This window comes from Bacillus paramycoides (assembly GCF_038971285.1).
Lineage (GTDB): Bacteria > Bacillota > Bacilli > Bacillales > Bacillaceae_G > Bacillus_A.
On record NZ_CP152427.1, the window covers coordinates 2,436,613 to 2,463,265 of the forward strand.

Sequence of the window (26,653 nt, forward strand, 5' to 3'; positions counted from 1 at the left end):
GATATATAGAATGGTGTATGAAAGGAGAATGGTGTTGATTAAATTAGAACCCTTTAAAAGATCGAATTCCAAACAGTTAATAAATTGGATTGATTCCGAAGAATTTTTAATACAGTGGTCAGGAAATGCATTTACGTATCCTTTAAATGAACAGCAATTAGAACAATATATAGAAAGTACAAATACACTTGTATTCAAAGTAATAGATGAAGAGACTAAAGAAGTAATTGGTCATATTTCGCTTGGACAAATAGACAATATAAATAAGTCTGCAAGGATTGGAAAAGTGCTAGTTGGTGATACGAAAATAAGAGGACGTTCTATAGGGAAGCATATGATGAAAGCGGTTCTTCATATTGCATTTGAAGAATTAAAACTACATAGAGTAACACTTGGTGTTTATGATTTTAATACGTCGGCCATCTCATGTTATGAAAAAATGGGATTTGTAAAAGAAGGTTTATTACGAGAGTCAAAAAAAGTAGGAGAAACGTATTGGAATTTATGGGAAATGAGTATGTTAGAATATGAATGGAGCGATAAAAAATAATAGTTATCTATAACTATGTTATGTTAATTAAAAGGGGTATGGTGGGGAATTATGAATAATAAAACGAAAATCATTACAATTGCAGCTGTTTCAGGAGGAGGTAAAACTACTGTTACAAAAAAATTAACTCAAAAGCTAACAAATTCAAAAGCACTATATTTTGATAGCTATCATTTTGAAAACTGTCCTAGTGATATTTGTAAATGGATTGATGATGGAGCAAATTATAATGAATGGGTACTTACGCCATTAATTCATGATATTCAGCATCTTATACGAGAGGGTAATGTAGATTATATTATTGTAGATTATCCTTTTGCATATTTAAATAGTGAAATGCGAGAATTTATTGATGCAACTATATTTATCGATACGCCTTTAGATGTTGCGATGGCTAGAAGAATTTTGCGAGATTTTAAAGAAGATACAATAGATGAAATACATAATGATTTGAAACATTACATGACATTTGCGAGAAAAGCATATTTAGAGGCAATTCATACTGTTAAGCCGAATTCGGATATTGTATTGGATGGCTCTTTATCTGTAAGTGAAATAATTAATCATGCTGTAGAGGAACTTGGTCTGAGAGAAGTGATTGTAAATAATGAGAATTAGATGATTTTTTGCAGTTGTGGTCACCTAGTCTAGAATGTAAGATATTCAAAGCTTCGTGGACAGATAAAACATGTACATACGGTGAAGTGTTAAGGCATGTAATTGTACATGAAATTCATCACATTGGTCAGCTATCTATATGGGCGAGAGAGCTAAATCTTCAGCCCATTTCAGCTAATTTAATTGGAAGAGGATTATAAATTTAGAAAACGGCGTGCACTGTAAATGCAAGCCGTTTATATATATAAGAAGATTTCCTAGTTGAAATCCTCGGATTTTTTCTGGCGTATATGCAAAAACATTAAAAATGTAATAATGAAGAAAATCAACAATGTTTGTATGATTAAATTTTTAAACTGAAGCAAAACTGTCCAAGATGTAACAGTATCTTTAAAAGCTTGGAGTGCAGAGTATGAAGAAGGATCAAAACCGTACTGAAGTAACTTTTTTGTTTCAATAAAAGTACTGTTTTCTTCATTGGAGTCTAATATTACGGAAATAAGTCTAGTATCTCCTCGTTTTGCTGTACTGACAAAACTATAATTACCATTAGTTAAAAAACTAGTTTGTAAGCCGTCAACATCTTGGAGTTTAATGTTTCTATCAAGGGAATAAATCATTTTATTTGTGTTGAAAACTTTTGAGTCTTTGAAGGTAAATTGGTAAGAGGTTAGTTTTGTAATATTCAATACATCTGGAAAATCTGTTACTAATTGTGTAGCTAATTTAGCTACGTCTATCGCTGTTGTAATTGATTGTTTATTTGTATTATTATTCATTCCAGTAGCATTTAGAAACGGGGATGGCTGTGATAACTTTAGTTGTTTTGCTTTCTCATTCATTAAAAGTGTAAAGTTATCTTCGCTTCCAGCAATGTGTTCTGCAAGGGCAAGTGCGGAACGATTATTCCCTGTCAAAAACAATGCATGAAGTAAATCACGAACTGTTGTTTTATCTTTCGAAGTTACTTGTATAGGACTCGTTTCTGCTCTGAAAACCTCGTTACTTATTTTTACTAATTCATCTAACTGTATTTTTCCTTCATTCAGTTGTTCCATTGCGATATACTCTGTCATTAATTTAGATAAAGAAGCTGATTGTATAGGAATTTCTTCATTTTTTTTATAAATAACTTCACTTGAATTAGAATCTATTAAAATAGCTGATTTAGCTTGAATAATTGGACCATTTACATAAAGGTAAAAATATAAAACGATAAGTGCTGTAATAACAAAAGATAAGAATAAAATTGTGAATTTTTTTAAGAATTGCATAAGGGATCCTCCTACTATGACATCAATAATAGTATTGTAAAAAGGAATGCTTAATTAGGAAGAAAGAAAAGGTAAAGAATTTCTAAAGAATTATAAAATATTATTAAATTTTGGTTTTTAATGGAAAAGGAAAGGTCCAATTTCTTATATGGTAAGAAATTGGACCTGAAATTAAGTTGTATTAACATTTATATGGTTGTAGTTTTACAGTGAAAGTTGTTTTTTTATCATCACTATATACTTCAATTGTTCCTTTATGCAACTCTACAATACTTTTTGCAATTGCTAATCCGAGACCGGATCCACCAGTGTTCGTAGAGCGAGATTTTTCAACGCGATAAAAACGTTCAAAAATATGAGGTAAATCCGTACTAGGAATAGGTTGGCCGTAATTTGTTATATCTATAGTAATCATATTATTGCTTTCATAGGCTGCAAAATCGATATATCCACCGTCGTTTCCATAGGCGATAGCATTTATAATAAGATTTTCAAACACACGTACTAATTTATCACCATCAGCTAATACCATCAGTTTTTGAGATGGGAAAGAAGGGCGACATTCTATATTCGCTTCTTGAAATTGTATTCGAAATTGAACAGTTAATTGTCCAAGAAGTTCTACAATATCAATGGGGACAGAATATAAACTTAATTCTTTATTTTGAACACGTGTATATTCAAACAAGTCATTCATTAATGCATTAAGACGGGTTACTTTATCGTAAATGACTTGTATATAATGACGTAATTCCACTTCATCTCTATAATTATCATGGTGGATTAAATTCACGTATCCAACTATAGAAGTAAGAGGAGTACGTAAATCATGTGATACATTAGTAATCAGCTCACTTTTTGCTTGTTCTGCATGTCTTTCTTCATCAATCGAGACTTTCAATTGTTCAACAATTTGATTAACTCCGCTTGCTAACTCTTCCAAATAATTATGGTTTACAATAGAAACTTTATGATTGAAGTTTCCATTTGCAATATAACGAATCTCTTCTATCATTTTTTTAATACAAGCTTCATAGTAAAGCTTTCTTTCATGACGGTAAAAAATGTATAGGTAAGATGAGAAAATCGAAAATAAAAATAAATAAGAGACAATCATCATCCAAAGAGATTCCTTTATTCCTTTATATTTTTCATAACCAAAAATTCTAATGAATTCCTTGCCGAGTTCGCTTAATGTAAGTGAACTTTCAATTACACTTGTAACGAGGCGATATATAATTAATTCAGTAATAGGAGTAAGGGTGATGGCTAACATGAACCAAAAAATTAACTTCCATTTTGGGATATCTTTTAATATATCAAATGCTTCATTTCTCAATTTTATAGCCTACTCCCCAAACAGTATGAATAAACTTCTCTCCATTCATTCCTGTTTCAAGTTTATCTCGTAAATTACTAATGTGAACCATTACAGTTTTATTTGAACCATAACCATCTTCATTCCAAACGCGTTCAAAAATTTCTTCGGAACTAAATACTCTTCCGCTATTACTCGCAAGTAAATATAAAATATCAAATTCAATAGATGTAAGCTTAATATATTCTCCATTGACTTTAACTGTATGATTATGTTTGTGTATTTCAGCAGAACGAATACGAATAATACCATCTTCATTTTTAGAGGAAGTGGCATTTTGGAAAGATGATCTTCGTAGTAAAGCTTTCACTCTAGCTACTAATTCTAATGGATTGAATGGTTTAATCATATAATCATCTGCACCAGTCATAAGACCTAATATTTTATCCATATCTTCTGCTTTTGCACTCAACATAAGAATAGGTACAATATTATTCTCACGAACCTCCTGGCAAACTTCTAATCCGTTTCGTTTTGGCATCATAATATCCAAAATCATAAGGTCAACTTCATATGTAGAAATCATTTGCAATGCTTCATCACCATCGTATGCTTTATAAATGTTATAGCCTTCATTTCGCAAATAAACAGCAAGTAATTCAACAATTTCTTTATCGTCATCAATAATTAATATATTTTTATTCATTATGTAGTTCCTTTCCTTACAAATCATTAACATTACTATAATATCAAACATTTATGTGTTTTGTAGCAATGATCCCTATAAAATTTCATGTAACGTATAAAAAAGGGATTAAAGCATTTATAACGAATACAAAACATAAGGATATTAGGATTGTATATTATGTTGAAAGTTAGTTTTAAGGGGGATTTCCTATGGTATATAAAGATATATATTCATTTTCTCTAACTGGAAATATAGAAAATGATATTAAAGATTTTTTATTAAAATACAATCAGGAGTTTACATATAAACATTCAATTCGTGTAGCAAATGAGGCGAGAAAAATTGCAGAAATGTTTTATGAAGATGAAGAAAAAGCAGCAATCGCAGGATATTTACATGATATTAGTGTAATTTTTCCAAATGAAGTGCGGATTGCAGTTGCTGAAGAATTTGGAATAGAGATATTACAAGAAGAACGAGAATTTCCAATGATTATTCATCAAAAGTTATCGAAAGTAATTGCAAAAGAGATATTTAAAGTGGATGATGAAGAAATTTTGAAGGCAATTTGCTGCCATACTACACTACGTAAACATGCAACGAAAATGGATTTAGTGTTATTTATTGCTGATAAAATAGAATGGGATTAAAATGGAGCGCCACCATATTTAGCAGAAGTAAAAAAAGGATTAGAAAAATCTTTAGAACATGCTGCTTTTGCATATATTTCATATTTGTGGGATAGAAAAGATAAGTTGAAAGTTTTGCATCCTTGGTTAGAAGAATCATATTGGCAGTTAAAAGAAATTATAGAGTAGAAAGGGTATAAGAATGCAATTAAAAGAATATATGAATCAAACATTTTCTGGGGTTACATTAGTACCACATATATACTTTCAATGGGAAAATCATTTGCATTTTCATTTTGGGAAAGGGAAAGACCTATATGTAGAAAGAACCGACGCCGTAAATAGGGAATACTTCACTCAACTTTATACATATAATAAATACTTATTTGAAGATATATTTTCAAAAGAAGATGAAGTCTTTTTAGTAACAAATGTTTATCGATTTAAAAAGGAAAATGTGAAAAATCCGCAGAAAATTAATCTATATAGACGTTTTATTCATAATAGAGAATTAAAGTATCATATAAGGCAAGAAACAATACCTTTTTTATTTGAAGAAGAAGCTGACTTGTATTGTACTTATCAATTTTCACTAAAATGTTTTGCTTGCGATATAAAGTATATGCCGATTATTCAAGCTGCGAATCATGAAGATTTTCCTGGTCTTTATCCTCGTTTTGGACGAAAAAAAGAAATTTCTTATCCAGATGTATTTCTTATAAACGTAACGAAAGATATTATCATGTTTATTTATGATGATAGAGGATGTGAAGTAATTGCGAAGAATAAAGAAACAATACGAAATTTATATGAGAAATATAAAGAGTGGATTCCAGATTATGAACGAGAAAGTATAGATAAAGTATTTACATGATAACAATAGGGGAAGTGAAGCGTGTTATGAAACGTATTGCAATCGTATCTGCATGGGAACCAGAACTCACGTATTTACATCAATATTATCCAAGTGAACGTATTGAAAAACGAGCAGCTTGGGAATTTCATTTTCATTATATGAATAATTTGGAAGTTATCTCCGTTGTAACTGGAGTTGGCAAAGTAAGCTGTGCTAGTTGTGTGCAATTATTAATTAGTGAGTTTCAGCCAGATGAGTTGTTTATGACAGGAATATGTGGAAGTCTATCAAATAAGGTAAAAAATGGACATATTGTAGTAGCCCTTAATGCAATACAACACGACGTTACTGCTGCTGGTTCGGGGGAAGATGTTTTTAATTTATATAATGGTAGAACAGCACCTATTGAAACAACAAAGTCACTTGTAAGAAGAATAAAAAAGGTCCGATCATATGATCCGATTCATTATGGCACATTTTTATCTGGAGATCAACGTATCCGTAGTTCAGAAATGAGATATTTACTCCATACTGTATATGGAGCATTAGCGGTTGATCAAGAAGTGGCAGCTTTTGCATATGTGTGTCAAATCAATAACAAACCTTTTCTCGGTTTAAAAGCTGCATCAGATCAAGCGAATGATAAAACGAAAGAGGAACAAAAAATCTTTAAAATGTTAGCGTGTGAACGAGCGTGTGAGCATTTAATTGCTTTTTTACGTGTATATGAGATTAATGTAGTAAATAATAGATAGTAAGAGGGGTTAATATTGGAAAGTACAAATAAAATAGCTATTTTGGGTGCAAACGGAAAAGCCGGGAAATTCCTTGTAAAAGAAGCGCTAGATAAGGGGTATCAAGTAAAGATATTAACAAGAAATTCTAATAATATCAAAATAACAAATGAAAATTTAGAGATTATTAATGGAGATGCACGTGATTTTGCTTCAATACGCAAATTACTTAAAGGGTGTCGAGCTGTAATTAATGCAGTAGGTCAACCAAAAAATGAATCTTATATTTTTAGCACAGTAACGAAGTATATTTTAGAAGCAATGAAGGAGTTTGAAATAAAAAGATATATTGTAATTTCCGGAGGTTCTTTAAATGTTACAGGAGATCAAAAGGGAATTGTAAATAAAATAGGGGCTACCTTATTTAAAGTTTTTTTATCAAAAATGATGCAAGATAAATATAAAGAATTACAAATTATCCAAAGTAGTGAAGTAGATTGGACAATTGTTAGATTACCATTTGTTATAGAGGGAAATGGTATTGGAAATATAAACGAGAGTTTAGTAGATATGCCAGGAATCAAAATTCAAAATAGTGATATTGCACCGTTTGTTATAAAACAAATTAAAAGTGACAGATATGTAGGGAAGTGCCCGTTTATTTCAAATTAAATAGTAGGATTAAAAATTAAAGAATGATGGGTAAAGTGGAACTAGTACATTTTATGTATTTGAAGGTTAAGTTTAACACGAGTAAGTGGGGGATAATTTTATATGATTCAATACAAAAGATGCAGTGAAGTAAGTATAGATTTAGTATATGAAGCTTTTAGGGATGGCTTTTCAGATTACATTATTAAAATGGAAGTTTTAAAAGAAGATTTTATAAAAAGATTTTTTGGAGCTGAAGGGAATTCACTAAAATATTCCTTTGTTGCTTTAGACGGGAACAAATCTGTTGGTGTAATACTTGGCGGGATAAAGGATTATGAAAACATAAAAACAATGCGCTGTGGAACATTAGCCGTTCATCCTAATTACCGTGGTATTGGTGTGAGTCAAAAGTTATTTGAACTGCATAAAGAAGAGGCGCTTCAAAATGAGTGTAAGCAACTTTTCCTTGAAGTCATTGTAGGCAATGACCGAGCAATTCATTTTTATACGAAATTAGGCTATGAAAAAGTGTATGACCTATCTTATTATCATTTAAAAGATTTGACTAAAATAATAACTAAAGACTGTAACGGAATTGAAGTAAAACAATTAGAATGTCCAGCTTTCAAAGTTGCAATTCAGAAATGGTTACACTTCCATATAAATTGGCAAAATGATATGGATTATATCGAAAAAACAAATAATACATTTTACGGGGCATATGTCGATAATGATTTAAAGGGTTCTATATGTGTGAATGAACAAGGTAAAATTAGTTTTCTTTTTGTAGACAAAGACTATAGAAATCGTGGTATTGGATCAAGATTATTACAAGTGGCAAGAGAAAACTTAAATGTATCAAGTTTATCAATTGGGTTTCCAAACAACAATTTACTAGAAGGATTTTTAAAGAAAACTGGATTTGAAAAGAATTCGTTAGCACAATATGAAATGTATGTATTGCTGTAAAAAGCGAAAGGAGTTATTCTTTCGCTTTTTATTTTTGTACTATATTGATATTTTACTTTGTATAATATTCTATTTTTTTGTAGAATAGATAGGATGGGAGGGGATGAAATGAATAATGGATTAAAAATTAAGATTTTTGAATTGCATTGTTTTGTTCAAAAGACTTATTATGATATTAAAATAGCATGTGATATTGCTATTTATCAAGAAAACACTTCTAAATATTTAATTTCATTAGGGTTTCTAAATAAATCATATATGAATTATTTAGAAGCAAAAAGATTTTATCGTGAAAATGAAGAACTCATAAGTGTAGAATTTGATAATTTCTTTCATACATATGATAAATTAGAACAGGAATTAAAACTAGTTATTTCAACTGAAGATAAAAATCCTTTATTACTACATAGTAGTTTTGATCAGTTTCAGCAGAAAGTTGAAAATATAAATGACCTAATAAAAGTATTGCAAAATGCTCGTTAATGAATTTTTTTCTTTTTATATAGAAATTATGCATTAAAAATATATTAGGGATATTACATATTGAACGGATGACTTTTGTTGGTTACAGAAGTCATCTTTTTATAATACGGTTTTGCGTAAAGTGTTGTAATTTTTATTTTTCTATTTTTGATAGGAATACATTTAAGTAGTTTCATATTTTAGTAAATAATACGAGGAAAATAACATGAATAATAAAAAAGAAATAGCTATAGTTGCTTTAACAACAGGATTGGCCTTAACAACTGTGACACCATATGCAGTAGGTTATGCAGAGGAAAAGAGTCAAATGCAAGTTGAAATTCAAGGGGATTCGTTCCGTTCAGGTGAACTTACACAACCATCACAAAAGATGCCTGAGAACGTAGTGAAAGATGCACTTAAGGAAAAGACGGAGCATGCTTTGTCTCCCAAACAAGTGAGTGAAGACGAAGGGGTAGACTACGAAGTTATTCAAAAACGTGGTTCTTATGATGGGACTACACTTGTGCGTATGCAACAAATATATGAAGGTAAAGAAGTATATGGACACCAATTGACTGCTCATGTAGATAAAAAGGGTATTATTAAAAGTGTTTCAGGAGAAAGTGCACAAAATTTAACTCAAGAAAATGTAAAGAATGTAAAAAATTTATCAAAAGAAGAAGCAAAGCAATATATTTATACGAAGTACGGAAACGATGTTAAATTTATTTCTGAACCAGAAGTTAAGGAAGTTATTTTTGTTAATGAAAATAATGGGCAGGCTAGCAATGCATATAAAGTTACATTTGCTGCTGCAACACCAAATTATGTATCTGGAACTTATTTAGTGGATGCTCATAATGGTGATATGTTGAAAAATATGGTGCAAGAGTCAGATTTAAAAGTAAGTGAAGAGCATGTTGAAGCTATTAAGGAGAGTAAAAAAAGTAATTTTAAATCATTAACAGGAACTGGAAAGGATGATTTAGGAATAACTCGTACATTCGGTATTTCTGAACAAAGTAACGGGAAATATGCGCTTGCCGATTACACAAGGGGGCAAGGAATTGAGACGTACGATGTAAATTATAGAGATATTACTTTTGAAGATAAATATTATCCTGGTATATTAGCAACTAGCACATCAACAACATTTAATGATCCAAAAGCGGTGAGTGCTCATTTCTTAGCAACAAACGTATATGATTTTTATAAAGACAAATATAAGCGTAATAGTTTTGATAATAAAGGAAAAAAAGTAGTTTCAGTTGTACATGCATGGGATTCTGGAGAAACAAATGATCCTAAAAATTGGGCGAATGCATTTAGCGCTAATATTAACAATGTTAGTATGCTTATATATGGTGATCCAATGGTTAGATCGTTTGACATAGCGGGTCATGAATTTACACATGCGGTTACATCTAGTGAATCTAATCTTGAATTTTTTGGAGAATCCGGAGCAATTAACGAGGCGTTATCTGATATTATGGGAACGGCTATTGAGAAATATATAAATAATGGGGAATTTAATTGGACAATAGGAGAACAAAGTGGATCAGTTCTCCGTAATATGAAAAATCCATTTTCAGTCAAATTCTTTAATGGAGTACCGTATCCAGATGATTATAGCAAATACAGTGATTTAAATGGAGAAGATAATGAGGGTGTTCATTTCAACTCAAGTATTATTAATAAAGTCGCGTATTTAATTGCACAAGGTGGCACTCATAACGGTGTAACTGTAAATGGCATTGGTGAAGATAAAATGTTTGATATTTTCTATTATGCAAATACTGATGAATTGAACATGACATCTAATTTCACTGAATTAAGATTAGCGTGTCTTAAAGTTGCAACGAATAAATATGGTGAGAATTCAATTGAGGTTGAAGCGGTTCAAAAAGCATTTGATGCAGCGAAAATTAAAGGAACCGTGAAAGAAAACGAAAAAACTGAGGCAAACCAAGTCCCAGAGTTAACAGTACCGCCAACAATTACACTACGTGTCGGTGATAAATTTGACCCAATGAGCAATATAAAAGCTATTGATAAAGAAGATGGTGATTTAACAAATCGAGTAGAACATAAAGGTGATGTAGATACTTCTAAACCTGGAAAATACATTGTGGAATACTCTGTCGTTGATTCTCAAGGAGGAAATGCAACGGCTGCGCAGACGGTAATTGTGGAGGGAACTGGAGAAATATTAAATCTGAATCCTACATTAACAGTGCCTGCTGTAGCGACAATTAGTATAGGAGATTCATTTGATCCAATGGTAGGTGTATCAGCTACTGATAAAGAAGACGGCGATCTTACTTCTAAAGTAAAAGTTGATGGTAAAGTAGATACAACTAAATCCGGTACTTACGTTTTAACGTACACAGTTACAAATTCTAAAGGTCATAAAGGAACTGCGAAACAAACTGTAACGGTCAAAGTTAGAGAAGAAATTGAAAATGAATTACCAATACTAAAAGTACCTGCTGTAGCGACAATTAGTATAGGAGATTCATTTGATCCAATGGTAGGTGTATCAGCTACTGATAAAGAAGATGGCGATCTTACTTCTAAAGTAAAAGTTGATGGTAAAGTAGATACAACTAAATCCGGTACTTACGTTTTAACGTACACAGTTACAAATTCTAAAGGTCATAAAGGAACTGCGAAACAAACTGTAACGGTCAAAGTTAGAGAAGAAATTGAAAATGAATTACCAATACTAAAAGTACCTGCTACAACTACAATTACTGAAGGAGATCAATTCAATCCAATGGTAGGTGTATCAGCTACTGATAAAGAAGACGGTGATCTTACTTCTAAAGTAGCATATAAAGATATTGGAGATACCACTAAAGCTGGTACTTTTGAAATAATATATAGTGTCACAGATTCTGTAGGTAATGAGGTACATACAATACAAAAAGTATTCGTGAAGGATAAAGGTACTAGAAAAGCTAATGGCGGTAATATCCCGAACAACAGTAATTCCGATAAAAAAGAATCTACATATAAAGAGCTTCCAAACACGGGTGCTAGTACAACTAACAGTGCAACAATAGGCATATGGATGGTTATTGCAGGTGCCATACTCACTTTGGTTCATAAATTTAGAAAGATACAAAAATAATAATACGGATTATTTGTTTGAAGAATAGAGTACAAAAATAGTTGTGTATCATGAACTGATTTCATTAAGTTAGTTAGATCATTACATTAGGGGATTTTTAGGGATTGAGTTTGATATGTTCCAGAACTCATTTTTTGTTAAAACAATCACCATTTTTTCTTAACTTATAGTAGAAGGTAGAATAATAGTAAACATAGAATATATTAATAATTAAAATGTTTACGAGGTGAAGGTGATGGCAATACAACAAGACGATATTAAAGTAGTAGTCGGAGCAGGGGTGTTTAATAATAATCCAGGATGGATACAAACGCAAGAAGATGAACTTAACTTATTAGATAAAGCTACGTGGAAAAAAAGATTTGAATACAACTCTATTTCAGCTATTTTAGCTGAGCATGTATGGGAGCATCTTACTTTTGAAGAAGGTGTAAGGACAGCTGGAATTTGTTATGAATTTTTAAGGCCAACAGGGCACATTCGCTGCGGCGTTCCCGATGCATTTTTCCGAGATGAGGCGTACCAAAATATAGTTCAAATAGGTGGACCTGGCCCGAAAGATCATCCAGCAGCAAGTCATAAAATCGTTCATAATTATAAAACCTTAACAAAAATGTTTGAAACTGCTGGATTTGAGGTAATTTTACTTGAATATTGTGATGAAAATGGTCAGTTTTATTATAATGAATGGGATGCAAACGACGGTGTTATTTTCCGTTCGAAAAGGTATGATTCTAGAAATAAAGGCGATAAACTTGTTTTTTCATCGTTAATTGTCGATGCGATTAAGCGGTAAGTTTTTCAAGTAAGTAGATTTAGTACAATAATTTCATGAGTCATAGCATTTCTTTATATGCTGTAATTCTATGTTCGATGAAAATGAGAACGCAACATAAGGGGAATTTCTTAAAGCTAAAGCTACATAATATGAATTAAATTGAGCATAAGAAATATAATACTAATTATAAAATTGGCAGAAAGTAGTCTTTCTGCTTTTTATTTTGCAAAGGGGATGAATATACTATGCAACCTATAAAACAAGTGGCATTAACATGTATTACTCATGATCCAACAGGGAGCTTATTATCTGCAATAAAAGAATTAAAAGAGGAATTGTTAAACTTAAATTATGATGAGAAATATATAACAATTAGTAATGTAACACAAAAAGAGATTGTAAAAGAACTAGAGGAAAGTAACTTTCATATAAATATAGTAGAAAAATTAGGTGCAGGGAATGCACGTAGGGATTCTTTAAAGTTTGTTAGTAACTATGATTATGATTACTATCACTATTGTGACTTTGATCGTTTGCTAACTTGGATTAAAGAATATTCAGCTCAGCTTAATTCCTTCATTCAGAATATAGTGGATGTAGATTATTTAATCATAGACACATCCTGAAGAATGGCCGATGATTATAAATACTTTTACAGATTTAAATATTCGTTACACTGCGGTAGAAGGTTTAAAATACGTGAACAAGCTTAACCAAGATAATATTTTTGACCCGATAAAAGCATGGTCAACTAGATTAGAGCTCTCATATATAATAAGTCAATCAATTTTAGAGCTAACAAAACCTCTTAAATGAATGGGATGTAATAGTAATTTCCTTTTTAATTGAAATCATGTAAAATAAAACATAGAACGTATATTCGTTTCGGCGAAAAGGAGGTTAATTAATAATGTTAGCAGTAATAGAGAAACAAGGTAATGAATATGTAGTGCAATTTGAGAGTTATTTTTCATATTCGATAGAAGAAGTTTGGTCTGTTTTAACAGAAAACAGTAAGCTAAAAAAATGGATGTCTAATTTACAAATCGAAAGTCTTAAAACGGGTGGAATTATAAAGTTCAATATGATGGACGGTTCATTTATAAATATTGATATTTTAGAGTGTCAAGTAAACGCAGTGCTCGAATTTACTTGGGGTAAAGACCGTGTACGATTTGAAATACATAAAGAGGAAAATGGTACTCTTTTACTTCTTAAAGAGTATATTCAGGAACTAACTGATCATACTCCAAAAGATATGGCTGGTTGGCATATTTGTTTAGATCTTTTTTCTTCCGTTCTAGAAGGAGAGGAAAAAGAATTTTCTAAAGATGAATGGCAACGGTGGTTTGAAATATATAAGGATAAGGTTCTGGAAGTGAGAGGATAATTAAGTAAGAGATTATATTTATTGTGTAATTATTACATTGCAAAAATGGTTTTTATGAAAAATAAGAATAGAGGTTAATATGAAAGTAAATCAATTAATTGCTAATAACATTAACAAATTAGATACAGTGATTCCATTTAATAAGTCGTTTGGAATCGCTGGTTTATCAGGCTCAGGTAAAACAACTTTTTGTCAAACAATTGGTGAAGAATCAAAAAAACGATTAGTCTCGTTATTGCCAAAGGCTGAATATCAATATTTATTTCCTAACATTATGGAAACGAATTTTAGTGCGATTAAGATGGAAGATATGCCTTTAGTTCTTTTTCTAGGAAAATCATCGATTTCTTCTAATCCACGTTCAACAATAGGTACACATACTGGTGTTTTCACAGAGGTACGTGAAAAACTTGCCGATGTATTTCATCTTTCCCCTGAGGTTTTTTCGTTTAATAATCAGTTAGGTTGGTGTACTGGTTGTAAAGGCCGAGGTACCACAAAAAATATTGAGTGTAAAAAATGTAAGGGAAAACGTTATAGCGAAGAAATCGAACAACATACTATAGATTTATTTGCTAAACCACATACAATTTCAAATATTAATGATTTAAGTGTTGAGTCTATTCTTTCGTTAGCGGAAGAGTTAAATATTAGTGAAGCGAAGCAACATATACTGCAAAATATAATTAATATGAACATTGGTTATTTAACATTAAATCGAATTATGGGTACATTGTCAGGTGGAGAGTTAACACGACTTTATTTGGCTGAATTCATGGCAGTAAGTGAAAATGCTGTAATTATTATTGATGAGATTTCAGTTGGACTTGATAATGAAACATTATTACAAATATTAGAAGAGATCAAACAGTTAGGGTGTAAAAATCAAATTTGGCTCATTGATCATTCAGATACAGTACTGGATACAACAGATGAGCAAATGTTCTTTGGACCTGGTAGCGGAAAATATGGTGGGAAAATTGTGAAAGAATCACCAAGACCAAAACCAATACTGTGGGATCTAAATAAAGAAGTACCAACAGAATATTATACATTCCAAGAATTATATTGCCGTAATATCCAAATGGCGGAGTTTCAAATTCCTAAAAATAGGCTTGTAACGGTTACAGGAGAATCTGGATGCGGGAAATCTACACTTGTCAATGAATGTTTAGCTACAGATTTCATGAAACGATATCCAAAAGATAAATTAGTTATGGTAGGACAAGATCGAAATCAATCCATTACAAGTCGATCAACTGTAGCCACTTTCCTAGATATTAAAAAGAAACTAACAAAGTATAGCGAAGAAATTGATGATATTTTCGAGCGTTCGATTGAGGATATTATAGATGAACTCCCAAATGAAGATATTGCGTATAAACGCTTGAGTCTACTAATTAAATTAGGACTTGGTTATTTAACGTTAGAACGAAAAACACAAACATTATCAACAGGTGAGTTTCAATGTGTTCATTTAGTTTCGGAGTTATTTGCAAACACTAGAAATCCACATACATTATTTATTTTTGATGAGCCTTCAAAAGGTTTATCACAAAATATTTTAAATCAATTTATAGATAGTGTTAGAGGGATATTGCAAGATGAATCAGTCTCTATCATTATGATTGAACATAATAGTTACATGTTAGAAAGCTCTGATTATATTGTAGATTTTGGGAAAAGGCAACTTGAATCTATAAAGCATCTTGATGTAGTAAGTCATGAAGATTATTATCGTCAAAAAAGCAGTGTGAATAATGCTGAGCAAATGCATATTTCTTCAGCACTTAAGCATAAAGAAGGCGTTCACTATTTAGAAGAAAATCATATTAACTATTTTAAAAATGCCGAAAACATTTATAAGGGTGGTATTTTAAAAAGTTTATCATCAATGGCGCGATTAATTTATGGTGAATATGAATCGGATACAATTGCACCTGTTGTTGCTATTGATCTTGAAAGACATTTATATAGTCAATATAGTTTCTTATATGAAATTGGTGGACTAATTAATTATATTATAGCTGCTCATCCAACTAATAAAGATACGAGAAGTTTTGATTTCTATTCACAGGACAACCATTGTCCATCTTGTTCTGGACGTCTTCAAATTGAAGTTTTCGATAAAGATATTACAATTCAAGATAAAAACGTTCCATTTCGGGACGGTTTATTCGATCCGGAAATCATGAAAGTATTAAAATTTTATCAATATGAAAAAATAGAATTTCTATTTGAAGAAATTAAAAATGAGCTTGGTCATGATTTATCAAAGAGCTATAATGATATGTCAGAAGAAGAAAAGCATACGTTTTGGTACGGATATTTTGAAAAACCATTTTATGATAAAAAAGGAAAGACACGCAGAACATGGGTAGGATTTAATACAATCATCGGTGGATATATTGTTATTTCAAAAGCAGCTATTAAAGAAGAAATTAAGACTTCTAAAGAAAAGATGACATGTCCAATTTGTGAAGGGACGGTATTAAATCATCATAAACCGCTTAAATTTAGTAACTTCGATATTCGTGAAATTATCAATCAACCTATTGATGAAGTGTTGAAGATAGTCGGTGATTTACCTGCACTTCAAAAATTGAAATCTATTGTTGGTGGCGATATGAGATTGACAGAAGATGTTTCTTTATTGCCAAGAAAAGCACAAGTTGCATTGAAAATGTTTGAATTAGAACAGTCAAGCTTTTCAAACTACGAAATGGTGTTACAAAATGTCTTACCATTCTGGGACGAAATAAAAGGAAATATTGAATCCATTAGTGTTAATAATCAAGTAACTGTATGTGATTTCCCTAATGTTTATGAAACGAGGGAAAACATGATAGATAAGTATTTCACAAATGGTAAATATAAAAAACTTACGTATGTATACGAAGCGTTTGGATACAAAAAGTTAGTTACCCAAATGAATAAAATTAAAAAAAGTAATCCATGTCCATTTTGTAAAGGAAAGAAAGTTATAACGGAAGATAATCTACATGATGGTGTGTTTAAACTAACAATCCCATGTGTAACTTGTAATGCAACTGGTATTAATGACGAAGGGTTAAAAGAAGTTGTTGAGGGCGTGGATGTACAAACATGGTTAACTGGAAAAGTTAATGATGTTGTGGATGAAAGCTTATTAACAGAAGCAGTTGCGCAAATACCAATTTTTAATCGTATTCGCGAATTGGATAAACGAGATATGATGGCGGTTTATGAATGCCTTGAGAGTAATTAGTAAAATTTTATTAGCTTATGTGTTATTAACATAACTTATATAAAACGTATATTTTTTATAATGTTTATAATAATGAAGTATGATTATTATAAGGTAATGAAAGAAGATCCAATTTCTTAATGTGAAAATTAAGAAATTGGATCTTTTAGTATTTTTATGTCCCGTATACTATATTTTCAACTAAGAAATATAATATGGAGAGATGGAAAATAAAAGGGATGAACAGTTGATATATTATGTGATTATTATATTATAAAAGTGATTATTAAGGGTAAAAACAGTTCATAAGTGATGTTCTTGCTTATTTAATATCTTTGTTATTTTATCTGATTTTTAAAATTTAACAGAAATATATACTTGAATGAAGTATATATTTCTGTTAAATTTATCCTATGGATAGAACAAGTTTAATTAAAGGTCATTTAGAAATGTGTGTATTATCTATTTTGTCGAAAAAGAAAAGTTATGGTTATGAGATTATGAAAGAACTTGAAGTAAACAATTTAAAATTGAAAGGAGTAGGAAGTATTTATCCCATTTTAACTAAGTTGAAAAATCAAGATTGTGTTAATACTTATCAAGTAGTAACAGACAGTGGTAAAGTTAGGATTTATTATGAAATTAATGAAAACGGGAAAATACGTCTTGAGAATAAAATTAATGAGTGGTTAGAATTGCAAACGGACATTCAAACATTATTAAAAAGCGGTTTGAAAGGAGACCTTCTGAAATGAGGAATAGATTGATAGGTAAAGAAAAGAAATTTTTAACAGACGTACTTAAGGAATTAAAGCAATACGATATAAGTTTAGAAGAAAGGGATAATATTAAGCGACAAATATTAGAACATATTCAAGAATGTCGTGAACATGGTGAAGATAGTATAGATGATTTAGGTACACCTCAATTATTTGTTCAAGATTTTTTAGAAATAAGTGAAATTGATTTACAAATCAAAATGAAACAACTTCAAATTGAAAAGGGGAAACTTAACACATTTATCTTACGTGGCATATTCATCGCATTTATTACTTACCTCATCTCGCAAACTATATTTTCAATATTTTTAACTGAATCATTTAATTCAACTAATAACAAAAATGCATTTAATTATAATATTTTATATCGCATATCAGAGAATCAATGGTGGAACGTATTATTAATAATGATTAGTTTGACGCTCTCTGTAGTGGTATTTATTAGCTTAGTAAGTTATAAAAAAAGAAAGCATCTAAAGTATAATGAAGAATACGATCTATAAACTGTCTCTAATTTGTGTTCTTTGTAATGTATTAATATTATGTATCACACCTCCAAAAGTTTACGCTCAGCAAAATATTAAAGTTACATTGGATAAGTATATTGAAAAGTTTATAAAGGAGCAGAATATTCCGGGAGCTTCAGTTGCAATTGTACATAATAAAGATGTATTCTTCACAAAAACGATGGGGATTACTGGAGAATCTGAAAAAAAGGTAACTAGTAAAACGCCATTTGCAATTGGCTCAATAAGTAAATCTTTAACAGCTTTAGCAATAGTAAAATTAATAGAAGATAAAAAAATAAAATTAGAGGATCCAGTTCAACGATACCTCCCCTGGTTTAAACTAAAAGATTCTCAAATATCCTCAATTATAACAATCCAACATCTACTAACTCATACAAGCGGAATAAGCACATATGAGGGCTTAGCATTATCAGATAAGCAATCCAAAAGTTCTAGAGCATTAAAAGAAAATGTAATGAAGCTTTCAAATGTAAAAGTAACTGCTCCACCAGGTGAAAAATATCAATATAGTAATGCAAATTATATTGTTTTAGGCGCACTTATTGAAGAAGTCACAAATGAAACATATTCATCATATATGCAAAAGTATATTTTCCAGCCATTAAATATGAATGGCGCGGCAGCAAGTAAAGAAATTGCATATGAAAAAGGCTATTTATCAGGTTATCAGTCTTGGTTTAGCATTCCAAGAAAAAGTGTAGTGTCCTATGATAATGCCGGGGCACCGTATGGCTATATTACTGCAAATTTAGAAGATATGATTCAATATATTATGTTTTTGAATCGTCCAGAAGATGCTCAATTTTTAAAGCAAGAAAACATGAATCTTTATCTATCACCACTTTATAAAATAAATTCAGAAAAAAGTTATGGTTTTGGATTAAGAACAAAAAATATAAATGAAAGTGAAACGATGATTTGGCATTCAGGATCAACGCCCGATGCTCGTGCAGAAATATTTACTTTAAATAAAAGTGGCTGGGGTGGTGTGATTCTAACGAATAAAAATCATGTATTAGAAGAAACCGCACTATCAGTATTGAAAAAGGGGATTATTAGTATTTTGAATGGAGAAGAACCGGTTGATATCCCTAAAAATATACCATTAACACAAATTATTTTGTTGATAGTTACACTTATACTTTTCATAATATCATTTATGTTAATTAAAAAGTATAAACATATGAAAACTGTAAAAAAGGTAATTTGGTTATCCATAGGGAGTCTATCCCTACTATTATCTATTATTTTTATCCCACTGCTTACTTATAGTACGAGTTCACCATGGCGTACGATTAAAATATTTGCGCCAGACATAGCTTTATTTACAAGTATTATTGTAACTTTATTAGCTGTGAACGGGCTAATTTCAATCTTTATAGCCTTAAGAAGGAAAAAGGTATAAATGATGATAAAGAAAAAAGGCATATACATAATGCCTTTTTTCTTTATCAATTTATCCATAAATATCAAGAGAAATTATTTCTTGATTCGATTCATCAATGACTAGCACAATTTTCTTTGCAAATCTACAAAATTAGCGCATTGTAATAGATATTTAAGTTTCTCGACTTCAATTAACTAATCATACATAATTATCTTTCTATTCATCATATTTTGCGAATCGGGCTATACAGTGCAATAAAAACTTCGAGTAGCTTAGTGAAAGCAGCTAAAGCAAATACAAACACTGGATTATAGGCTGAAATAATACCTCCTACTAATGCCCCGAGTGGCATAGCTAATCGTGTAAGCACGCGCGAAAATCCTAAAACTCTTCCTTGCATATTTGATGGAACGGTTTCCTGGCGAATTGTGGCTACAATTGTATTCCATGCAATATTGCAAGTCATTGCAATACCGAAAGCAATACCAGGAGCAAGCCAGTATGTACTCCAAAGCGCAAAAGTTAAGCCAATTGCTCCAACAAATAGGAGTAGAGGAATTAGAATGCCGCGCTGCAATCTTTTTTCTAAAGGAACTGCAATCAAGCTTCCTAAAAGCCCGCCTATTCCAATTAGTGAATAATTAAAGCCACTTTGTTCCGGCGTAAGTTGCAATGTGTATAGTAAATAATACATGAACACACCTAAAACCGCACTTGCTCCAAAGTTTCCAATCATAGCTTGAAAAGATAAAGCTAAATTTAAGCGGTCATTTTTGAGCCATTTAAATCCATTAACCAAATCAGCTAGTACATTTTGAAGTGTATTTTTATCTTCGCATTTCTTGTTTACGGTTTTCATAGACGGTAATAATATCACAGTAACCAATGTTGCAATAAATGAAAGAACATTAATCCAAAGCACCTGAAAGCCACCAATAAAAGAAATGAAAAAACCAGCTATCATTGGACCAAACAAACTAGCCAATTGATTGACCATTTGATAGAAAGAATTAGCCTTCATTAATGATGCACCTGCAATATGTGGAATGACTGTAACAGTTGTTACATCAAAAAGCATAGACATAACTGCTAAGGTAAAAGTAATTACGTATAAATGCCAGATTTCTAATAGATGTAATGCATGTAGTATTGGTACGAGACTTATTAAAATAATATTGGTAATATCCGCTATCCAAAGTAACTTTTTTCGATCGTATCGATCAATTATTACACCAACTAAAGGGCCAAATAAAACAATTGGCAATACATTAATAGCAAATAAAGAACTCATAATTACAGCTGAACTGGTTAATTGATAGGCAATCCAAGGCAACGCAAAAGTGTATAGTGAATCCCCAATTCGTGAAATGAGTAAACCAAAAATAAAAATCTTGTATTCTTTAGAGAAAGTTGTCTTTACGGTAAGTCTTTGTTTTTGTTTAAGTTTCACACTATTTATACCACCTTTATTATAGAGGAATTTAAAAATCATCCGTCCAATACTTGTTATATATAGAATTCTGTAATTTTTTGGTGAATCCTACTTTTTAGATATATTTTAAGGAGAAAATAAAAATGAAGAATGCAAAAACAGTCTGTACTGTTTTAGATAGTATGTGTGGTTGGGAAGAGATGTAGATTATACACATAAATAAACTATAAAAATATTATGTAAACTGTTTATGTGTATGAAATATATTTTTCTTATAATTTGTATTTTATAATATATAATAGAAATTAAGAAGATTTTGGTAGTTAATGAATAAAAGGATTTTATTTGAAAGGAGTGATGTTTTATGAACAAACAGATGAAGACAAAATATGAGGTGAAAATAATTTGCGTATGCGTATCATGCCTCTATAAACTACGTTCGCTCAAAGCTAGGAGTAACGCATGATAAATATTACAATAGGACAAAATCAATATCCTGTAACATTAGCTGAAAATCACAATTTTGATTGGTTAAAGGATGTAGAAGTATTTACTGTTTTTGATCAGCAAGATTCAGGAAATATTAGCTTTGGTATTATTGAAAATGAACATCGTTACTTTTTGAAGTATGCCGGTGCACGTAATTTAGAGTACAAAGGTAGTGTAGAGGATGCAATCCAACGATTAATGAAAGCAAAAGAAGTATATGAACAAATTCAACATCCTTTACTAGTTCCATATATTAATTGTATACAAATGCAAAATGGGTTTTGTTTAAGGTTTCATTGGATTGATGGGGAGTGTATGCACAATCATTGGGACTTTACACCGTTTGAAAAGCACCATGCACCAAATTCACCTTTTGTTAAATTAAGACAATTATCCGTGACGGAGAGGCTTAACGTATTGACTCAGATTTTGGAGTTTGCAACCTATGTGGAGTCACTAGGCTATGTCATGGTTGATTTTTATGACGGTAGTATTTTATATAGTTTCGAGCAATCAAAATTGACGATTTGTGATATTGGCTTTTTTCAAAAAGCACCTGTATTTAATGAAATTGGGGAGGGTTTTTGGGGTGCAGCTCGCTTTAAAGCACCGGAGGAATATGAACTGCATGCACAAATTACAAGCGAAACGAATGTGTATGTATTAGCTGGGATTGCTTTTGCCTTTATAGGCGGAAAAAATGATAAGAGCTATGAAAAATGGGAGAACTCACAAGAATTATATAATATATGTAAAAAAGCGCTACATAAAGAAAAAAGTAAGAGATATCGCACTGTTCAAGCATTTTATGAAGCTTGGCTTTCATATATAGAATAAATAATTGAAGATTCATTTTAATTTATATGTATTAACAAAGGGGAACGCATCAAATGAACGAATTAGAGTATAAAAACTTTTATGATAAAGTAGGAAGATTAAATGGATGGGATTTTAGTAAAGTAAAATGTGAAACTGTAGGGGATTCATGGGACTTTTATAGAGAGGTAAAAGAAAGATGCAAGCTATCACATATTTTACTAGATGTGGGTACAGGTGGAGGGGAAAATGTACTTAACATAGCATCTTCAGCTAAATTGCTAATTGGAATTGATAATTCTAATGGCATGATTGAAACGGCACATTCCAATTTAAAAAAATCAGGTGTACAAAATGTTGAGTTTTTTCAAATGAATTCTGAAGCGTTAACGTTTCCGCTTGCCCATTTTGATATCGCTTCTAGTTGTCACGCACCGTTTATAGCATCTGAATTAGCAAAAGTAATGAAACAAGGTGCTTTTTTCTTAACACAACAAGTTTGCGAACATGATAAATTAAATCTTAAGGAAGCATTTGGACGAGGACAATGCTTAGGTGAAAGAGATGGCACATTAAAAGAAAAGTATATGAGTGAACTTATTAGTGCAGGATTTGAACTCGTGCAAATACGTGAATATGATGTGACTGATTATTACAGTACGCCTGAAGATCTTATTTTCTTATTAAAACATACGCCTATTATTCCTAATTTTGGAGAAGAGGCAGAAGATTTTACTATTTTACAAAGTTTCATTGATGTTAATAGTTCTGAAAAAGGGATTCGTACGAATTCAAAAAGATTTATGATTATTGCTGTAAAATCTTAATGTATTTTATTGTAAAAGCTGCTTTTCGTTTAAGGAAAGGCAGCTTTTTTTATATAGAAACAATGCAGGGGAAACTTGAAAAAATAAAAATAAGTAAAGTGTTAATCAAAAAAATGAAATATGGAGGATAATTCTGTTGAAATGTTACTGTACTAGCAATGAAAGAAGCTAACATATTCATACTAAAGTTGTAGTTTTTATATGAAAAATCCATCCTTCCGTTTGATTTTATCTATTTATAATTGTAATACAATACGAATAGATAGTATGAAATAGGGGGATGTAAAATGATTACACATATTTCTGATATAAAACTACAAACTGTTTCCATAGAAGGGGTAAAACAAGTTTATAGGGACGTATTATCTTTTCCAATAAAAAAAGAAACAGCATCCTACATTCAATTTGAAGTAACACCGTATACAACAATTAGTTTTCAAGAAGTGTATGAGCCAATTGCACCTGCGCACTTCGCCTTTGAAATTTCATATTCAAAATTTCATGAAACAGCAAAATGGCTTGAAAAGTCTGGGTTACTTATTGTGAAATGGAAAGATGGAAATACAATTGGTGAGGAGAACGAGCTATTCAATTTATACTTTAAAGACGGAGATGGAAATCTACTCGAAGTTATCGCACATAGTTATGTTAAGGAAGATGTATTAGTACCGCAGTCACCATTAAACGTTTTATATGTAAGGGAAATCGGTCTTCCCGTTAAAAGTGTACCTGTATTTACGGAATGGTTGAAATTAAATCTAAATATGAAAACGATGGAAGATGGGGATATCTTTAACTTTGTAATAGGCGGCACTGCATACATTGTTGCAACTTGGTGGCAGCGACCATGGATTCCGATTGCGATGAAAGCTTTACCACCGAAAGTACATGTTTCTTTCGGAACACCAGATCCAGCATTTTTACAACGCATACAAAATAACTTGAAGAAAAATAGTGTTCCATATGAATGTAAACATAATGAAGTATCATTTATTCAGCAAGGATATTCATTTACTATCTTGCATACACCAAATCCCCATGCTGATATTCCAAGTAAATTAAACTTACCGCTTTCTATTTAAGGATGGAAAGTGGGAAGTTTTTTGTATAGTCGTGAAGAAGGCTTTAGCTAGGGTTAAAGTGAATGTAAAGAGAAGTATAAGATGTTATTCTAATTTATGTTAAGGGGAGAAATGAAGTGGTTTTAGGTAATTCAATTGCAAAAGGGAATACAGCGGAAATTTATCTATATGATAATAAGATTGTGAAATTATTTAAAGAATATCTTCCAGATACAGAGTCTATGAATGAAGCAAAAAAACAAAAATATGCTTATTCATGCGGGCTGCCAGTTCCAAACGTATTTGAAGTGACAAAGATACGAAATAGACAAGCAATTATTATGGAATATGTAAAAGGGGACAGTATTGGTGATCTCCTGCTTAATAATCTAAATGAAGCAGAGCATTATATCGGCCTTTGTGTAAATGAGCAAAAAAAGATCCATGCTATACGTGTGAATACAGATGGAATGGAGTTAATGAGGCAAAGGTTAGAACGTCAAATTAAATCTGGACATAAATTGGATGAAAAGCAAAAGGAAAATATATTGAATATGTTACATTCAATTAAATTTGAACCTAGATTATGTCATGGAGATTTTCATCCATTTAATCTAATTTTGAGTAAAAAGAATGTGAATATTATAGATTGGGTAGATGCTAGTTCAGGTGACATTCGTGCAGATGTGTTTCGAACATATTTATTATATGCGCAGTCTCATATAGAATTAGCGGAAATGTATTTGCAAATATATTGCAATAATACCGATTTAACAAGAGGTGAGATCTTTCAATGGGCTCCTATTATTAGTGCAGCTAGATTTTCTGAGAAAGTATCTTCGCAAAATGAAGTGGATTTGAGCAGACTATTGAATCAGTATTTATAAGTCATAAAAAAGGTTGTCAGCTAATTAATAAACGCTGTTGTTTAACTAAAGTTTCCTTGTAGTTAAACAACAGCATTTTTAAACATTGATATAGGTATACTTATTTTCAATCTTCATCCTATAAAGGTTCATTATCCGTACTTGTTCCTCAGTTAATTCTTCTTTATCCCAATACATATGCATTAAGCTATATTCAAAAATCTCCTTTAATTTAATAAATAATGGAAACTTGTCTATCATTTCTTTAGGTAGTTCATTTTCTTCTTGATACCCTTCAAATAGTGCTTTTGTAATAGAATGCTCATAGTCAATGATATTCCCATTTCCAGCAAATGAATATTCTAAAGCACTATAAATAGGAACTGCTAAATCGAATATATAATAATGTTTTTCACAGTCTTGAAAATCAATCATTGTTAAGTTTGAATTGTTTTCAACTAATATATTTTCTAACCATAAATCACCGTGAATTAAGCCGTAATTCGAAGTGGATTTTTGTAGCTTTTTTATAGAAGTTAAAACGTCAGATGCAATTTCTCTTATAGTAGTTTCTTTTTTAGGGATATACTTAAGAAAATTATACTCTTCATTTTCATACCAATCGTGTATATATTTAACTGGATTAGTCTGTTCAAAGCTTTTAGAAATACGATGTAATTTTCCGATTTGTTTACCAAGCCTTTTAAATATTTTAGAATTCCATTCGCACCTTGGTAAATGTATACCAGGTGCAGCTTTATATAATACAGCAAATAGCTCTTCGTCTAATGTTAATTTCTCTACTAAATTCCCATTAAGAGAAGGTAATATTGGAGGAACTGCTAAACCATTTTGATATAAAAAGTTCGTATATGTAACTTCTTCTAACTGTTCTTCATATGTTTTGTAGTTTGTAATTCTAATGAAGTATGTATCTAGTTCTGTAATACATTGATACATTTCATTCGTTATTGGTTGAATGTTAATAAAATTTAATAGATATCGTTCATTTATTAATTTGAGTATTTCTTTTTCTAACTCGTTCATTGTAACGTCCTTTCTGAACTGTGATTTTTTAACAGATAACTAAAAGAATCTTAATTTACAACATTCGTGTTTTATTTTTGATATCCTTTAAAATGAAGCATGATGTCATGAATGGCTCCTGTTAGAAAACACAAGAA

At 30.9% G+C, this 26,653-nt stretch carries 23 protein-coding genes and 3 pseudogenes; 21 read left to right on the top strand and 5 right to left on the bottom strand.

Annotated features, from left to right (window positions below; all coding sequences use genetic code 11):
- The first annotated feature begins 10 nt into the window (after positions 1-10).
- From AAG068_RS12585 to AAG068_RS12595, 3 genes and pseudogenes are all read left to right on the top strand, one after another.
- On the top strand, positions 11-550 hold the full coding sequence (locus AAG068_RS12585; protein WP_342719517.1) for a GNAT family N-acetyltransferase: 540 nt from the start codon (positions 11-13) through the stop codon (positions 548-550).
- 51 nt (positions 551-601) lie between these two features.
- Positions 602-1,168, top strand: coding sequence for a hypothetical protein (locus AAG068_RS12590; RefSeq protein WP_342719518.1), 567 nt, complete (start codon positions 602-604; stop codon positions 1,166-1,168).
- Positions 1,162-1,368 (top strand): annotated as a pseudogene (locus AAG068_RS12595) (DinB family protein); the annotation flags it as partial. The gene AAG068_RS12590 and the pseudogene AAG068_RS12595, both read left to right, overlap by 7 nt.
- A gap of 57 nt (positions 1,369-1,425) precedes the next feature.
- On the opposite strand, the gene AAG068_RS12600 reads toward AAG068_RS12595, so the two are convergent.
- From AAG068_RS12600 to AAG068_RS12610, 3 genes are all read right to left on the bottom strand, one after another.
- Positions 1,426-2,442 (bottom strand): D-alanyl-D-alanine carboxypeptidase family protein, encoded by a 1,017-nt coding sequence (locus AAG068_RS12600; RefSeq protein WP_342719519.1) that lies wholly within the window; start codon positions 2,440-2,442, stop codon positions 1,426-1,428.
- A 181-nt stretch (positions 2,443-2,623) separates the two neighbouring features.
- Complete coding sequence (locus AAG068_RS12605; protein WP_342719520.1) at positions 2,624-3,781, bottom strand: sensor histidine kinase; 1,158 nt, start codon at positions 3,779-3,781, stop codon at positions 2,624-2,626.
- Positions 3,771-4,466 carry a response regulator transcription factor gene (locus tag AAG068_RS12610; RefSeq protein WP_342719521.1) on the bottom strand — a complete coding sequence of 232 codons (696 nt, stop codon included), beginning with the start codon at positions 4,464-4,466 and terminating at the stop codon, positions 3,771-3,773. The genes AAG068_RS12605 and AAG068_RS12610 overlap by 11 nt, the downstream gene beginning before the upstream one ends.
- 191 nt (positions 4,467-4,657) lie before the next feature.
- Between AAG068_RS12610 and yqeK the strand changes: the two are divergent.
- The 14 genes and pseudogenes from yqeK (at position 4,658) to AAG068_RS12680 (ending at position 19,996) form a co-directional block, all read left to right on the top strand.
- Positions 4,658-5,266: pseudogene (yqeK, locus tag AAG068_RS12615) on the top strand (bis(5'-nucleosyl)-tetraphosphatase (symmetrical) YqeK).
- Positions 5,267-5,279: 13 nt separating this feature from the next.
- Positions 5,280-5,951, top strand: a complete 672-nt coding sequence (locus AAG068_RS12620; protein WP_342719522.1) for a DUF3885 domain-containing protein — start codon at positions 5,280-5,282, stop codon at positions 5,949-5,951.
- Positions 5,951-6,688 (top strand): S-adenosylhomocysteine nucleosidase, encoded by a 738-nt coding sequence (locus AAG068_RS12625; protein ID WP_342719756.1) that lies wholly within the window; start codon positions 5,951-5,953, stop codon positions 6,686-6,688. Before AAG068_RS12620 ends, AAG068_RS12625 begins: the two co-directional genes overlap by 1 nt.
- Positions 6,689-6,703: 15 nt before the next feature.
- Complete coding sequence (locus tag AAG068_RS12630; RefSeq protein WP_342719523.1) at positions 6,704-7,339, top strand: SDR family oxidoreductase; 636 nt, start codon at positions 6,704-6,706, stop codon at positions 7,337-7,339.
- Positions 7,340-7,441: 102 nt separating this feature from the next.
- Positions 7,442-8,290 (top strand): GNAT family N-acetyltransferase, encoded by an 849-nt coding sequence (locus AAG068_RS12635; RefSeq protein ID WP_342719524.1) that lies wholly within the window; start codon positions 7,442-7,444, stop codon positions 8,288-8,290.
- Positions 8,291-8,398: 108 nt separating this feature from the next.
- The gene (locus AAG068_RS12640; RefSeq protein ID WP_342719525.1) at positions 8,399-8,773 is read left to right on the top strand and encodes a hypothetical protein; all 375 of its coding nucleotides are present in this window, start codon (positions 8,399-8,401) and stop codon (positions 8,771-8,773) included.
- A 205-nt stretch (positions 8,774-8,978) separates the two neighbouring features.
- Entirely contained in the window at positions 8,979-11,888 is a 2,910-nt protein-coding gene (locus AAG068_RS12645) for an immunoglobulin-like domain-containing protein (RefSeq protein WP_342719526.1), read from the top strand.
- A gap of 235 nt (positions 11,889-12,123) precedes the next feature.
- On the top strand, positions 12,124-12,684 hold the full coding sequence (locus AAG068_RS12650; RefSeq protein ID WP_342719527.1) for a class I SAM-dependent methyltransferase: 561 nt from the start codon (positions 12,124-12,126) through the stop codon (positions 12,682-12,684).
- Between the two features lie 227 nt (positions 12,685-12,911).
- Positions 12,912-13,482 (top strand): annotated as a pseudogene (locus AAG068_RS12655) (hypothetical protein).
- Positions 13,483-13,576: 94 nt separating this feature from the next.
- Positions 13,577-14,056 carry an SRPBCC family protein gene (locus AAG068_RS12660; RefSeq protein WP_342719528.1) on the top strand — a complete coding sequence of 160 codons (480 nt, stop codon included), beginning with the start codon at positions 13,577-13,579 and terminating at the stop codon, positions 14,054-14,056.
- A gap of 79 nt (positions 14,057-14,135) precedes the next feature.
- Positions 14,136-17,303, top strand: coding sequence for an ATP-binding cassette domain-containing protein (locus tag AAG068_RS12665; RefSeq protein WP_342719529.1), 3,168 nt, complete (start codon positions 14,136-14,138; stop codon positions 17,301-17,303).
- A gap of 392 nt (positions 17,304-17,695) precedes the next feature.
- Positions 17,696-18,037: a PadR family transcriptional regulator gene (locus AAG068_RS12670; RefSeq protein ID WP_342719530.1), complete on the top strand. Its 342-nt coding sequence runs from the start codon at positions 17,696-17,698 to the stop codon at positions 18,035-18,037.
- Positions 18,034-18,564: a hypothetical protein gene (locus AAG068_RS12675; protein WP_342719531.1), complete on the top strand. Its 531-nt coding sequence runs from the start codon at positions 18,034-18,036 to the stop codon at positions 18,562-18,564. The genes AAG068_RS12670 and AAG068_RS12675 overlap by 4 nt, the downstream gene beginning before the upstream one ends.
- Entirely contained in the window at positions 18,545-19,996 is a 1,452-nt protein-coding gene (locus AAG068_RS12680; RefSeq protein ID WP_342719532.1) for a serine hydrolase domain-containing protein, read from the top strand. Before AAG068_RS12675 ends, AAG068_RS12680 begins: the two co-directional genes overlap by 20 nt.
- Before the next feature lie 205 nt (positions 19,997-20,201).
- Here AAG068_RS12680 and AAG068_RS12685 read toward each other — a convergent pair whose 3' ends face one another.
- Positions 20,202-21,428, bottom strand: a complete 1,227-nt coding sequence (locus AAG068_RS12685; protein ID WP_342719533.1) for an MFS transporter — start codon at positions 21,426-21,428, stop codon at positions 20,202-20,204.
- 444 nt (positions 21,429-21,872) lie between these two features.
- Here AAG068_RS12685 and AAG068_RS12690 point away from each other — a divergent pair, with 444 nt between their 5' ends.
- From AAG068_RS12690 to AAG068_RS12705, 4 genes are all read left to right on the top strand, one after another.
- Entirely contained in the window at positions 21,873-22,736 is an 864-nt protein-coding gene (locus AAG068_RS12690) for a serine/threonine-protein kinase (RefSeq protein ID WP_342719534.1), read from the top strand.
- Positions 22,737-22,789: 53 nt separating this feature from the next.
- Positions 22,790-23,542, top strand: a complete 753-nt coding sequence (locus tag AAG068_RS12695; protein WP_342719535.1) for a class I SAM-dependent methyltransferase — start codon at positions 22,790-22,792, stop codon at positions 23,540-23,542.
- A gap of 287 nt (positions 23,543-23,829) precedes the next feature.
- A complete protein-coding gene (locus AAG068_RS12700; protein WP_342719536.1) occupies positions 23,830-24,624 on the top strand; it encodes a VOC family protein in 795 nt (264 codons plus the stop codon).
- Positions 24,625-24,740: 116 nt separating this feature from the next.
- On the top strand, positions 24,741-25,490 hold the full coding sequence (locus AAG068_RS12705) for an aminoglycoside phosphotransferase family protein (RefSeq protein WP_342719537.1): 750 nt from the start codon (positions 24,741-24,743) through the stop codon (positions 25,488-25,490).
- Positions 25,491-25,568: 78 nt separating this feature from the next.
- Here AAG068_RS12705 and AAG068_RS12710 read toward each other — a convergent pair whose 3' ends face one another.
- Positions 25,569-26,516, bottom strand: coding sequence for a phosphotransferase enzyme family protein (locus tag AAG068_RS12710; protein ID WP_342719538.1), 948 nt, complete (start codon positions 26,514-26,516; stop codon positions 25,569-25,571).
- Positions 26,517-26,653 lie beyond the last annotated feature (137 nt).

Coding starts and splice junctions, on each gene's coding strand:
- AAG068_RS12585 (WP_342719517.1), top strand. CDS start 11: ATGGTGTATGAAAGGAGAATGGTGTTGATTAAATTAGAACCCTTTAAA.
- AAG068_RS12590 (WP_342719518.1), top strand. CDS start 602: ATGAATAATAAAACGAAAATCATTACAATTGCAGCTGTTTCAGGAGGA.
- AAG068_RS12600 (WP_342719519.1), bottom strand. CDS start 2,442: ATGCAATTCTTAAAAAAATTCACAATTTTATTCTTATCTTTTGTTATT.
- AAG068_RS12610 (WP_342719521.1), bottom strand. CDS start 4,466: ATGAATAAAAATATATTAATTATTGATGACGATAAAGAAATTGTTGAA.
- AAG068_RS12620 (WP_342719522.1), top strand. CDS start 5,280: ATGCAATTAAAAGAATATATGAATCAAACATTTTCTGGGGTTACATTA.
- AAG068_RS12635 (WP_342719524.1), top strand. CDS start 7,442: ATGATTCAATACAAAAGATGCAGTGAAGTAAGTATAGATTTAGTATAT.
- AAG068_RS12640 (WP_342719525.1), top strand. CDS start 8,399: ATGAATAATGGATTAAAAATTAAGATTTTTGAATTGCATTGTTTTGTT.
- AAG068_RS12645 (WP_342719526.1), top strand. CDS start 8,979: ATGAATAATAAAAAAGAAATAGCTATAGTTGCTTTAACAACAGGATTG.
- AAG068_RS12650 (WP_342719527.1), top strand. CDS start 12,124: ATGGCAATACAACAAGACGATATTAAAGTAGTAGTCGGAGCAGGGGTG.
- AAG068_RS12660 (WP_342719528.1), top strand. CDS start 13,577: ATGTTAGCAGTAATAGAGAAACAAGGTAATGAATATGTAGTGCAATTT.
- AAG068_RS12665 (WP_342719529.1), top strand. CDS start 14,136: ATGAAAGTAAATCAATTAATTGCTAATAACATTAACAAATTAGATACA.
- AAG068_RS12670 (WP_342719530.1), top strand. CDS start 17,696: ATGGATAGAACAAGTTTAATTAAAGGTCATTTAGAAATGTGTGTATTA.
- AAG068_RS12675 (WP_342719531.1), top strand. CDS start 18,034: ATGAGGAATAGATTGATAGGTAAAGAAAAGAAATTTTTAACAGACGTA.
- AAG068_RS12680 (WP_342719532.1), top strand. CDS start 18,545: ATGAAGAATACGATCTATAAACTGTCTCTAATTTGTGTTCTTTGTAAT.
- AAG068_RS12690 (WP_342719534.1), top strand. CDS start 21,873: ATGATAAATATTACAATAGGACAAAATCAATATCCTGTAACATTAGCT.
- AAG068_RS12695 (WP_342719535.1), top strand. CDS start 22,790: ATGAACGAATTAGAGTATAAAAACTTTTATGATAAAGTAGGAAGATTA.
- AAG068_RS12700 (WP_342719536.1), top strand. CDS start 23,830: ATGATTACACATATTTCTGATATAAAACTACAAACTGTTTCCATAGAA.
- AAG068_RS12710 (WP_342719538.1), bottom strand. CDS start 26,516: ATGAACGAGTTAGAAAAAGAAATACTCAAATTAATAAATGAACGATAT.